The organism is Streptomyces sp. (genome assembly GCF_019510245.1).
In the GTDB taxonomy this organism is placed as follows: Bacteria; Actinomycetota; Actinomycetes; order Streptomycetales; family Streptomycetaceae; genus Streptomyces.
Genome location: NZ_JAEKKT010000042.1, coordinates 1 through 12,286, shown reverse-complemented (window position 1 = coordinate 12,286; position 12,286 = coordinate 1). Strand labels below are relative to the sequence as shown.

Genomic DNA, 12,286 nt, shown 5'->3' with positions numbered 1-12,286 from the left:
ATCGATCCGCCGCGAGATCTCCCGCTCGGAGATCTCCAGGCGCCGTACGACAAGCCCCCACAGGTACTCGGCCCGCCGTGCCAGCCCCTGCAACCGCTCGGTCTGCTTCTTCGACGGAGACTTGGTGATCGCCTTCCGCCAGGCACCCAGCGCCTTGGCCTCATCCGGCGCCAATGCCCTGGCCTCCTTCTCGGCGGCGACCGCGCCCCACTCCTTCGCGGGCAGAAGGAAGTGATGTACGGCCCCCTCCGGAAGCCCTCCCTCCGCCTCTGTCAGCGGGAAGCGCTCAGGCGTGGCTCCCAGCCAGCCGCCCTTCTTCAGCCGCTCCGCCGAGTAGACCTCCCGCCGTCCCCCGATCAGCGAGTTGCCCCGCCGCAGATGCAGCCCGAACCACGGTGCCTCCATCCCCGGATGCATCGTGTTGAGCCACAGCGAGACCTCCGCCAGCTCCACGGCCGTCGAATTCAGGTCCACGCCGTACGAGTTGTGCAGCGCGACATACGCCTTGGCCTTCTGGAGCTCGATCGCGTACGTCTCCGTGTCGATGGCGACGCCCAGCTCGTCCTGCCGCCGCCGCAGATACTCGGCCGCCACCTGATTGATGGCCTCGTTGAGGAACGCCCCCGACCCCAGCGCGGGCTCACAGATCTTCCAGTCCAGCAGCTCCCGAGCCGCCGTGACCGAACCGTCCTGGTCCAGCCGATGCTGCAACGCCAGCTGCACGGTGACCTTCGTCAGCGACTCGGGCGTGTAGTACGAGGCCGACGTCTGCCGGTCCCGCCCGGACAGGCGGTACACGAAGGACCCCGGCCGATACCGGACCCGTACCTCCTGACCCGTCTCCTCGTCCCGTCGCCGTACGAACACCGAGTCGGCGTACTCGTCCGCCCGCGAGGCCGGTACCAGCCACGAGCCGTCCTTCGGGTCGCCGCCCTTCGCGACCTCGTACAGCTCCTCGCTCGCCACGAAGCCGGAGTACGACATCAACCCCTCGTACACGGCGCCCAGTTGGTTGATGCCGAGCTGGGCGTACGAGATGAAGCCGCCGCGCTCGCCCTTCCTGCCGCGCGTGAGCATCAGCAGCCGCAGCACCCGGTACAGCGTGGCGTTGCGCAGGCGTGTGTCGACGTACCTGGCCTCGCCCGTCTCGTCCTCGTCGAAGCGGGGGTCGGCCACCGCGCGGGCACCGATGAGCTGGATGGAGTCCGGCTCGAACAGTTTGGAGTGGAGGGGCTCGAAGCGCAGACCGATGTCCTCGGAGCGGGAGTCCGCCTCGGACTCACCGTGGGTGCGCCGCGAGCGGTACCCCTCCTGCACCTTCCGGAAGAGCAGGTCCAGTGACTCGTAGAGGTAGAAGCCCTCGCGGGACTTCTCGCCGACCAGGTCACGTTCCGCCACCAGCTCGCCCAGCCGGCCGAGCCCGTATCCCTGGTGGTACTCCGGGTAGTCCGACGGCAGGATGCCCAGTTCCGGCCGCGCCTCCGCGTACAGGAGGAACAGGATCCGGTACAGGTAGCGCAGCGACTCCCGCGTCAACTGCCGTGACAGCTCCGGGAGTTCCTTGACGTCCTGCGGGCGCAGCCCCGCCCGCCGCAGGCGTTCCAGGATCTCGTTCGCGATCAGCTCCACCGACAGCCGCAGACCGTCCCGCAGGTCCGAGGAGACGCCCACCGCGTGCTTGGTGGACTTGTCGACGAGGCCGGACAGGGGGTTCTCGCCGCCCTCCTCCGGCGTCCGCAGCGAGTCCGCGCCGAACAGGGCCGCCAGCGTGTCGAGTTCGCCGCCGACACGGGTGTCGTTGCGCTCCAGGGCCGCGTCCAGTGAGGCCGCGAGGTAGCGTCCCTCGCCCCACACCACCCGGTCGGCCAGGATGATCACCCCGCCGACCAGCAGCAGCACATAGCGCGGCGCGTCCTCGCTCGCGAAGAGGAAGGACGCCAGCTTCGAACCCGTGGTCAGCTCGACGGACCCCTCCAGCTGGACCGGGTGCAGCAACCGGCCCGCACCGTCCGGTTCCAGCGCCGCGTCCGGCTCCGCCGCCCAGCCGCAGTCCAGCGCCATCAGACCAGGCTCGGCGTGGGCGACCCGTACCGCGTACGTGTGGTCAGCCCGCTCCACCGTCACGGTCCGCGGCTTGGCGTCGTAGCCGAGCGCGCGCAGCACCGAGGCGTTCAGCTCCGTGGCTCGCTCCCGCCAGGCGGGCGCGCCGTACGTCGTCACGTCGTCGCCGTACGTCATCGCGTCGTCCGCTTCGGCTTCGGCCGCCGCCTCCGCGAAGAACGCCCGTGCCCGGAAGTACGGGCGACGCAGCTCGCGCAGGCCCACGCGCGGGGTCACCGGCAGGGCGTCCGGCGCGGTCTCGGTGTCGCGGGCGGCCTCCTCGCGGTCCTTCCAGGTCGCCAGGAGACCCGCCTTGAGATCCTTGGGGAGGACCTCGGCCAGGTAGTGCGCGGAGAAGTAGTCGCCGCGGTTGACGAGTGAGTCGTACGTCATGGCTGGGTGAACCTCGGGGAAATCAGGCGGTGGAGTCGAGGACGGCGAGGATCCGGAGCATCGGGCGGCCGGTGGTCAGGAGCGAGTCGGCCAGACCCGTGAGCTTCGACTTGGTGTCGGGGCCTGCCAGGGTTGGCTGCTCCCAGGTGCCCAGGCGTTCCTTGTATTTCTCGATCGGGTCGAGCAGTGCCCGGTCCCACTCGGCGCTGTGCCCGCGCAGGAAGTCCTCCGCCGCCTCCAGAGCACCGGGGATGCCCGAACTCAGTACACCGAGGTCGTGGCGGTGGAGCGGGTTGGCCATCGTGGGGCCGACGCCCGCGTCGCGCAGAACGCCCACCATGTCGTCGGTGACCGTGCGGCCCTGGACGGTCATCCACTTCACCACCGTCGGGCGGCCCAGCGCGTTGGAGAAGATGCCCTGGATCAGATAGACGGGGAGTTTCACGTTCGCCGTGATGACCGGGGCCTCCTGGCGGCCGAGCCGGACCAGGACCTTGTCCGTCAGCCACTCCATGACCGGGTGCAGATCGGTGAGCAGGGAGATCTCCGGCCAGCTGGACGTCGAGGACTCCCGGGCGCGAATCAGCGCCAGGTCGGCGAGCTTGCGGTTGAGGGTCACCAACAGGCGCTCGCTCAGGCGCTGTTCGCGGCGGTAGTCCAGGGGCAGGGCCTTCAGCCGGTGGGTCAGGTCCGGCGGCGGCCGGAACGAGATCAGGCCCGTCTCCGGGTCCTGGTCCAGCTCCAGCTCACGCTGTGTTTCGGGGAAGGCCTCACGCATCGCCTCGTCGATGAACTCACGGGCGTTCGTGAACAGGCGGGGCACGTCGGCGGGGGCGGGCGGCGCGTCCCCGTCGACCTCGTCCGGGTCGTCGCCGACGGCTCCGAAGAAGTCCGCGAGGAAGTCGGTGCCGGAGTCCTCGGCCGCGGCTGCGCTGCTCGATGCGGATCAGGGACCACGGCACGTCGTAGTGGACCAGCTGGTGGCACTGGCGGTGGAGGTTGACGCCTTCCGAGGCCACGTCGCCCGTGAACAGGATGCGCACCGGAGTGTCCGCCAGGCCGAAGTCCTCCACACACTTCATCTGCTGCTCGTCCGACAGGCCGCCGTGCATGACCCTCGCGGCCTCCTGAAGTGCCTTCGCCCTGAAGCCGAGAGCCGCCGGGACCGTCGCCCGCAGCCACTCCAGTGTCTGGACGCGCTCGGAGAACACCACGACCCGGGTGTCGCTCTTCGGGCCGACGCCGATGGACCGGAGCTGCTCGACGAGAGCCTCGAACTTCGCCGAGTCCCGCTCCGACATGCCGGCCGTGAGGTCCTTCAGGCGGTGCAGCGCGTCGAGTTCAGGGCCTGGAACGGCGTATTCCTTCGTGGTGAGCGTCTTGATGCGCGCGTCGACGGTCGCCGCCAGAGCCTTGTGCGAGGAGAGGAACGACTTCAGCACGGTGTAGGGGAACAGGCGGCTCTCGCTCACGGACGTGCCGCCGTCCCCAGGCAGCCACACCCGCGCCAGCTCCTCGAAGACGCGCTCCTCCGCCGGTGTCGCCGCGCAGTGCACCGACATGCTCGGCCCGCGGTCCGCCCACTGGCCCTTCATCTGCTCACGGACCTCGGGGCTGACCTTCGTACGACGGATGAAGAGGTGCTCGATGTCCTTCGCCTCATAGCGCTCCGGGTCACGAATCGCGGCCGGGTCGAGGAGGGAGATCAGCTCGGCGAAGGAGCGGGCGTCGCCGTTGTGAGGGGTCGCCGAGGCCAGGATGAGAGCGTCGGTCTGCGGGGCGAGGAGGCGGGCGAGCTGGTTGCGGAGCGAGCCGCGGTTGATGAGGTTGTGGGACTCGTCGATGACGACCGCGTCCCAGTGGATGCGCTCCAAGTGGTGCTTGTACTGGTGGGTGTTCTTGAGCGTGTCGATGGAGATGATGACGCGCTTGAAGTACGTGAAGGGATTGCGGCCCGCCGGGATCTCCCGCTGGATGCGCTCGATGCCCACGGAGTCGAGCCGGATGAGCGGGATCGCGAAGCGCGTCCACAGCTCGTGCTGGAACTGCTCCAGGACGTGCTGCGGGGTCACCACGAGAATCCGCTCGCCCCGCCCGCGCCGGATCAACTCCGCCAGCGTCAGGCCGATTTCGAGGGTCTTGCCGAGGCCGACCACGTCCGCGATGAGCATGCGCGGGCGCAGGTTCTTGCCGGAGAGCGCGAGCTGGGCGGGACGGTGCTGGTAGGGGAGCGAGTCGAGCAGGAAGCTGTCCGCCAGCGCCAGACCGCGCTCGGACTGCGGGAGCGGGGTCTTGCGCAGGACGGCTTCCAGGAACAGGCGGCTGCGGCGGAACGTGGGCGAGTCGTCGAGCGTCAGCCTGGTGCGGCGCGGGTCCATCAGCTGCACGTCGTCGAGCGCGGTGAAGAAGACGGCTTCCTGGTCCCGTACGAACTCCGAGATGCCCACCGCGTCGATACGGTCGCCATCGTGTGCCGTGGGCGTCACGTTCCGTACGAGCCACTCCTCGTCCCGGACCTCGATCTGCGAACCCGGCGGGTACTTGGCGGACTCCGCGGCATGCGCAGCCTGGTCGACGGTCACGTGCACTGCCTCTCTCGCGTTGACGGTGACTGTGCTGATGGGACTGTGCTGATCGGGCCTAGAACTTCGCGCGCTGGGCGTAGGCCTCGCGCAACTGCTGGGCCACACGCTTGGCCTGGACCGACGTACGGAGAGGGCCGGGGCCCCCGCGTTCCCTGCCGCGCTGGGCCGGCGGGAGAGCCCCCGGGGCCGCTACGGGCCGGGCGGCCGGCTGGTCGTGAGTCGCAGGGGCCGGCTGGATCCTGACTGTGGGGGTGTACGAGGCCGGAGGCGATGCGTCGAGGGGAAGTGGGACCGTCGGAGCCGTGCTGTGGATCGGCTGCTGCCGGACCGCGTCGGTGGCGAGGTCCGCGACGGAGGCGGCGTCGGCGGGAGCGGGCGGGGCCGGGGGCCCAGGAGGTGCGTCGGCCACCGTGGTCACCGCGGTGTGTGTGGTGAGCCGGCGCCTGGCCTGGGCGATTCTGAGGCCCTGCGCCTCGATCACGGCACGGCACTCCTGGACGACTTCGGTCAGCGCGGGCCGGTCCTGCGGAGCGTAGGCAAGCGTCGATGTGAGGAGCGGGACCAGTTCGGCCGGCGCTCCGGTCAGATCGGCCTGAGCGTCCGCCTTGGTGATGAGGTGGAACAGCGCGTGGACGTTGTCCGCCTGGAACGGGTAGTGACCGGTCGCCGCGTACAGCATGACGGCGCCGAGGGCGTACACGTCGACGGGTGACGTGAGCGGCTTGACGCCGTTCGCCTGCTCGGGTGCCATGCACGCGGGCGTGCCGAGCACGGTGTTCGGGGCGGTGAGAGACGCGCTGGACTCCGTGAAAACCGCGAGACCGAAGTCGATGATCTTCGGGCCGTTCGGACCGAGGAGGATGTTGGCGGGCTTGAGATCACGATGGGAGGTCCGGCCCGTCGACGTACTCCGTCGCCAGCCACGGCTGCTCCGCCTCGGCGTCCGCGTCGAGGAACGCCGCGATACGAGGCCCCCAGATCGTCTTCAGGACCTCTATCTCCTGCGCGAAACGCAGCCGCGTCTCCGAGTCCACCACCGACGGCTTGATGATCTTCACCGCCGCAGGCTCTCCACCAGGAGACTCACCGAGGTAGACCTGACCCATGCCTCCGTGGCCGATGCGCCCGAGGAGCTCGAAGCCGCCGAGTTCCGTCGGGTCCTCGGGGCTCAGCGGGGCCGCGTTCACGTAGGTCGTCCTTTCGCCCTGGTCAGCTGGTGTATGTCAGCAGTCGTAACCGTAGTCCAAGGTCGGATGGCGCGGACCGGGTCTTGCCCGATCGAGTTCGCGCCCGGTTGCGTTCATAAAGAAAGCGCCTCTCCGGCCAACCGTCACATGCTCGAAATACGACGACCCCATCCCCTCCAACATCGCGATCTACCGTGGACACCACAGCCCAACGCCCGGCCACCGTCGCCCGAAGGCACACCCCCGCCTCCCCCCGACGACAGGAGCCCCGTGTCCCGCCCCGCCGTACGGATACACCTACCGCCCTGGCTCGCTCACGCCCTGCGTGCTCAGCGCGGGCCGATTCCCTGGAACGCCGTGGTGCGGGGTGCGTTGTCCGCCGGGCCCGTCCTCCTGGTCGCCGTCCTCGCCGACCGCACCTCCCTCGGTGTCGTCGCCGCCATCGCCGCCATGCTCGCCGGGATCAACGACCGGCCCGGGAGCCGGCGGGTCTCCGTCAAGCGGATCGGGATGCCGGCGCTCGCGGGGGCGGTCGGGATGTTCGTGGGGACCACCGCGGGGGAGCACATCGGGGCGGTCCCACTGACCGTGCTGCTGACGCTCGTCGGGCTGGTCGCCGGCGGCATCAGCGCCGTCGGACCCGTCGCCTCCGGGGCCGGTACGCAGCTGCTGGTCGCTTCGGCGATCGGGGCGGGCATGCCGTTGCCGGAGGAAGGGTGGCTGCGGGCCGTCGCCTATCTCGGCGGCGCCTGCTGGCTGATCGCGCTGCGGCTCGTGCTGCCCACCCCGGGCGGCCTCGCCGGGGACTTCCGGTTCGACGGCGAGCGGGACGCCGTCGCCGAGGTGTACGACGCCGTCGCCGCTCTCCTGGACGCCGTGGGGAGTGAGAACGCCACCGCGCGTCGCGTCGCGCTCACCGCCGCCCTCGATCACGCGCAGGACGCGCTCACCGGGCCCCGGCTGCGGCGGTACGCCAGCTCGGCCGCCGAGCGGCGGCTGCACGCGCAGTACGCCGCCGCGCTGCCGCTCGCCGAGGCCGCCACCGCGCTCGCCTGGGCGGAGGAGGCGGTGCCCCGGCGGGCCTCCGCGGGGCCCCGACGGCTCGCCGTCGCCGTACGGGAGAACACGCACACCGGGCCGTTGCCCGCGCCCGCCCGGTCGGGGCCCGCGCTGCGGGCACTCGACGACGCGCTGCTGCGGGCCGCCGACGCCTTCGACCGGGGCCGGGGCGGGGATCTGCACAAGCGCCGGCTCACCGTCAGGGGCGCGCTGCGGTCCGTTTTCGGGGCCGGCGGACGGGAGTACGGGCTGCGGGTCGCCCTCTGCTTCGGGGCCGGCGTCGCCGTGGCACAGGCGCTGCACCACTCCCACTGGTACGGGGAGCACCAGCACTGGTACTGGCTGCCCGCCACCACCGTCTTCCTCGTCAAGCCGGACCTCGGGCCGCTCGCCTCCCGGGTGCTGTGCCGGGCCGCCGGGACCGTCCTCGGAGCGCTGGTCTTCGCCGGGTTCGCGCTCGTACTGCCGCGGCCCGAAGGACTCATCGTGCTCGTCGCCGTCAGCGGGGCGCTCATTCCCGTGGCCACCCGGCACTTCGCCGCGCAGACCGCCGTCGTCACCGTCCTCGTCCTGGCGCTCGTGATGGTGGGCGGTGAGCCGCAGGCCTCCGCCGGCCGGATCACCGAAACCCTGCTCGCCTGCGCCATCGTGCTGATCGTGGGGCATCTGCCGATGCCGGGGCAGCACGGAGGGGGAGTGCGGTCCCGGCTGGCCGCGGCGAGCGGCGCGGCCGAGGCGTACCTCACGCACGTGCTGCGGGAGACCGAACGGCCCCTTCCACGAGAGATGGCGCGGCCTCTTCCACGGCGGACCGCGCGGCCCGTCCCGCGAGGCGCCGGGTCCGTCGTACGGGACATCGCCACCGACGACACCCGCGCCCGGCGCTGGACCCTCCGCCGCGAGGCCTACCGCGCGCTCGCCGAGGCCCGTACCGCCATCGCCCTCGCCGCCGCCGAACTCCCCGCGCTCGCCCGGCACTCGGAGGGCGCCGACGAGATCGTCGCCGTGCTCGAAGGGATCGTCGACACGACCACCGCGAGCGCCGTCCACCTCGACGACTCCGGGCGGCTCGCCCCCGAACAGGTCCGACGGCTCACCGAACTCCTCGACGAACTCGGCCGACTTGACGACGGGCGAGGTCGAGTGGAGGTCCGGCTGCCCGGAGTTCACCTCGCCGGTTAGGGGTCACACCCGCACCCCACACCGGCAGCATCGCACCCGGCCGGCGTGCCGACATCATCCTGGTCGACCTCACCGGCCCGCACACCCAGCCCGTCCACGACCTCGCCGCGACCCTGGTCCACAGCGCCCGCTCCTCCGACGTCCGCACGACGATCGTCGACGGCCGCGTGCTGATGCGGGACCGCGAGCTGCTGTCCATTGATGTCGGCGCCGTCGGGGGGGAGTTGGAGGAGCGGATGCCCGCGCTGCTGGACCTGAGCCACGGCAGGCGCATCCAGAACTACAGCACCTGACATCCGGCCCGGCAGCCCGTGATCTCCGCGCCGCTAGGCTGACGCCCATGGATCCCGCCGACGGCCTCCTCGACCACCCCTACGACGTGTACCGGCGCCTGCGCGACACCGCGCCCGTGCATCGGATCGCCGGGCCCGACGGGACGCCCGCCTGGATCGTCACGCGGTACGACGACGTGCGGGCGGCTCTCGCCGATCCGCGATTGGCGTTGGACAAGCGGCACGCCACGGCGGGGACCTACAAGGGGTTCTCGTTGCCGCCCGCGCTCGACGCCAACCTGCTCAACATGGATCCGCCGGACCACACCCGGATCCGCCGGCTGGTCGGACGGGCCTTCACCCCGCGTCGGATCGAGCAGTTGCGCGAGCCGATCCGGCGCACCGCCGACCGGCTCCTCGACGCGCTCGGTTCCCACGGGACCACCGACCTCATCGCCTCCTACGCCGCGCCCCTCCCCATCACGGTCATCTGTGACCTGCTCGGCATCCCGGACGAGCACCGGCTGGACTTCCGGGTGTGGACCGACACCCTCGTCGCGCCGGACCCGGCGGCCGGACCCGCGGCGGCCAAGGAGGCGATCGTGGCGATGCTCGGCTTCTTCACGCGGCTCCTCGCCGACAAGCGCCGGGAACCCGCCGACGACCTGCTCTCCGATCTGATCGCCGTCCGCGACGAGGGCGACCGGCTCAGCGAGGACGAACTGATGTCGCTGGCCTTCCTCATCCTCTTCGCCGGGTACGAGAACACCGTGCAGCTGATCGGGAACGCGGTGCTCGCGCTGTTGCAACATCCCGGACAGCTCGACGCCCTGCGCAAGGACCCCGCCCGACTCCCCGCGGCCGTCGAGGAGTTCCTCCGCTACGAGGGCCCTGCCCTGCTGGCCATCCGCCGCTTTCCCCTCGAGGACGTCACCATCGGCGGGGTCACCGTCCCGGCGGGCGAGACGGTCTGGGTCTCCCCGTCCGCGGCCAACCGCGACCCCGACCGCTTTCCCGACCCCGACCGCCTGGACCTCGCCCGCGACGCCTCCGGCCATCTCGCTCTCGGCCACGGCATCCACTACTGCCTCGGCGCCCCGCTGGCCCGTGCCGAGACCGAGATCGCCCTGGCCGCGCTCCTGGAACGGTTCCCGGATCTCGCGCTCGCCGAGCCCACCCCGAGGTGGCGCAACTCCCTGCGCGCCCGGGGCCTGCTCGCGCTCCAGGTGTCGTACTGAACCAACCCGTCCAGGATTTTCCCGCGACAGCGATGAGTTCCGCCCCTCCCCACGGTCACCACCCCGACGGACCGTCGCACAGGAGGGACCCCATGGCGCTTCCGGAGATCGTCTCTCGGGACGAATGGCGCGCGGCGCGCGCGGAACTACTGGTCAGGGAGAAGGCGGCCACGCGCGCGCGGGACGCCCTGAACGCCGAGCGGCGCAGGCTTCCCATGGTCGAGGTCGAGGAGGAGTACGTCTTCGAAGGCGGTGACGGCAAGGCCACCCTGCTCGACCTCTTCGAGGGGCGCGGCCAGCTCGTCGTCCACCACTTCATGTTCGCGCCCGAGTGGGACGCGGGCTGCCGCAGCTGCTCCGCCTTCCTGGACCAGATCGGACACCTGGCCCATCTGAAGGCGCGGGGGACCACGTTCGCGGCCGTGTCGAGAGCGCCGTATACGAAGATCCTGCCGTTCAAGGCGCGGATGGGATGGACCGTGCCCTGGTACTCGTCGTACGGCGGCGACTTCAACCGCGATTTCCAAGCCACCCTGGAGATCGACGACGAGCCGGCTGAGCGGCCCGGCATCAGCTGCTTCCTGCGCGACCGTGACCAGGTCTTCCACACCTACTCCACCTATGAACGCGGCCTCGACGGACTCGGCTCGACCACCGGCTTCCTCGACCTCACCGCACTGGGACGGCAGGAGGAATGGGAGGAACCCAAGGGGCGCGCGTCCGCTCTCGGGGCGCCCGCAGGCAGCGTACGCATGCGGTATCACGACGAGTACGAGGACTGACACGGAGGGTGAGTGATGTCGTCACACCGTGACGGGATCCTCACACTCCGGGGTGAATCTGTGTCGGCTACGTCTCAGTACGGCAACTCACCGAGGCTTTCCGGCCCTGGAAGGCGTTAACTCCTACAAGCACTCCTACGGGGAGTGCAACGCTTTCTGGAGGTGCAGGGTGGTGAACGGGCGAACAGTGCTCGAACGCTTTCCCGCTGGCGGGCCGCGCGGATCGTGGCCGGCGGAGGAGTTCGCGCAGGCGAGGCGTCTTGAGGGACTGCCGGCGGAGGTCGTGATGGACCTCGCGACGGACACGTTCCTGGTGATCGTCCGCAGTGGAGAGGCAGCGATAGACGCTGTCGCGTGAGGTCAGCCCGCCTCCTTGGCGGGCACCTTTGCCGTGAACTGCTCGGCCTGGAGCGAGTACAGCTCCGCGTACACACCACCGGAGGCCAGGAGCTCGTCGGGCGTGCCCGACTCCACGAGCCGGCCCTGCTCCAGGACGTGCACCAGGTCCGCGTGGCGCACGGACGCCAGCCTGTGGGTGATCAGGATGACCGTCTGACCGGTGCCGGACAGCGCGCGGATCTTCTCGAAGACCTCCAGCTCGGCCCGTGCGTCCAGGGCGGCCGTCGGCTCGTCCACGATCAGGATGCGACCGCGCCGGTAGGCGGCCCGGGCGATCCCGAGCCGCTGCCACTGCCCGCCGGACAGCTCGTGCCCGCCGCTGAAGTTGCGGGCCAGCAGGGTGTCCAGGCCGCGCGGCAGATCGGCCAGCACCTCCCCGGCGCCGGCCTCGGCGACCGCGCCGGACACCCGCTCCTCGGTGAGCGGCACCGACGAGCGGCCCACCGCCACATTGACGCGGGCGGTGAACGGCCACCGCTTGAAGTCCTGGGCGACCATCGCGACCCGCTCGGCGAGCAGCTGCCGGTCCGCGTGTGCCGCGTCCAGGTCGTCCCACAGGATCCGGCCGCGGTCGGGCGTGTACAGCCCCGCGAGCAGCTTGACCAGGGTGGTCTTGCCGGAGCCGTTCTCCCCGACCAGCGCGACGATCTTGCCGAGCGGCAGGGCGAGGGTCACGTCGTCGAGCGCGGGGCGGGTCGCGTCACCCGGGTAGGTGAAGGAGACGTTCTCGAAGCGGATCTCGCGCGGCTCGTCCGGCAGCGCGGACCCGCCCTCCGGGATCGCCCGCTCGGCCGCCTCCGCGTAGAGCCGCTGCAGGTCGCCGACGAACAGGGCCTCCTCGTGCAGCGCGTTCATCTCGATGACAAGGGTGTTCAGACTCTGCGAGCCGGTGCGCACGGCGATCACGGCCGTACCCGCCACCGACAGCGCCATCGCACCCGCCAGCAGCAGACCGCCCAGTGTCGCGTACGTCGCCACCGTCGCCAGGCCCGTCCAGGCCGCCGCTATCAGCCCGGTGCGGGCCGCGAGCCGTGCCAGTCGGGCCTGCTCCGCCTCCGCCGTCTCCGCCATCGCGCGGTAGTGCCTGAG

General features: G+C 70.9%; 7 protein-coding genes and 3 pseudogenes. 5 read left to right on the top strand and 5 right to left on the bottom strand.

Annotated elements, in window-relative coordinates:
- From JF597_RS01500 to JF597_RS01490, 4 genes and pseudogenes are all read right to left on the bottom strand, one after another.
- Positions 1–2,493 (bottom strand): annotated as a pseudogene (locus tag JF597_RS01500) (class I SAM-dependent DNA methyltransferase); the annotation flags it as partial.
- Between the two features lie 22 nt (positions 2,494–2,515).
- The gene (locus JF597_RS55410; protein WP_366916366.1) at positions 2,516–3,316 is read right to left on the bottom strand and encodes a hypothetical protein; all 801 of its coding nucleotides are present in this window, start codon (positions 3,314–3,316) and stop codon (positions 2,516–2,518) included.
- A complete protein-coding gene (locus JF597_RS01495; protein WP_366916365.1) occupies positions 3,288–5,075 on the bottom strand; it encodes a DEAD/DEAH box helicase in 1,788 nt (595 codons plus the stop codon). Before JF597_RS01495 ends, JF597_RS55410 begins: the two co-directional genes overlap by 29 nt.
- A 58-nt stretch (positions 5,076–5,133) precedes the next feature.
- Positions 5,134–6,184, bottom strand: a pseudogene (locus tag JF597_RS01490) (serine/threonine-protein kinase).
- A gap of 351 nt (positions 6,185–6,535) precedes the next feature.
- On the opposite strand from JF597_RS01490, the gene JF597_RS01485 reads away from it, so the two are divergent.
- The 5 genes and pseudogenes from JF597_RS01485 to JF597_RS01465 all read left to right on the top strand — a co-directional run bounded on the left by JF597_RS01485 (position 6,536) and on the right by JF597_RS01465 (position 11,156).
- Positions 6,536–8,506, top strand: coding sequence for an FUSC family protein (locus JF597_RS01485; RefSeq protein ID WP_293987496.1), 1,971 nt, complete (start codon positions 6,536–6,538; stop codon positions 8,504–8,506).
- A gap of 23 nt (positions 8,507–8,529) precedes the next feature.
- Positions 8,530–8,799: pseudogene (locus tag JF597_RS01480) on the top strand (amidohydrolase family protein); the annotation flags it as partial.
- 47 nt (positions 8,800–8,846) lie between these two features.
- Positions 8,847–10,016 (top strand): cytochrome P450, encoded by a 1,170-nt coding sequence (locus tag JF597_RS01475; RefSeq protein ID WP_293987494.1) that lies wholly within the window; start codon positions 8,847–8,849, stop codon positions 10,014–10,016.
- Positions 10,017–10,108: 92 nt separating this feature from the next.
- On the top strand, positions 10,109–10,798 hold the full coding sequence (locus tag JF597_RS01470) for a DUF899 domain-containing protein (protein WP_293987492.1): 690 nt from the start codon (positions 10,109–10,111) through the stop codon (positions 10,796–10,798).
- 172 nt (positions 10,799–10,970) lie between these two features.
- Positions 10,971–11,156, top strand: coding sequence for a hypothetical protein (locus JF597_RS01465; RefSeq protein WP_079141074.1), 186 nt, complete (start codon positions 10,971–10,973; stop codon positions 11,154–11,156).
- A gap of 2 nt (positions 11,157–11,158) precedes the next feature.
- On the opposite strand, the gene JF597_RS01460 is transcribed toward JF597_RS01465, so the two are convergent.
- Positions 11,159–12,286: ABC transporter ATP-binding protein (locus tag JF597_RS01460; protein ID WP_293987488.1), on the bottom strand; the 1,128-nt coding region annotated here is incomplete at its 5' end.

Coding starts and splice junctions, on each gene's coding strand:
- JF597_RS01475 (WP_293987494.1), top strand. CDS start 8,847: ATGGATCCCGCCGACGGCCTCCTCGACCACCCCTACGACGTGTACCGG.
- JF597_RS01470 (WP_293987492.1), top strand. CDS start 10,109: ATGGCGCTTCCGGAGATCGTCTCTCGGGACGAATGGCGCGCGGCGCGC.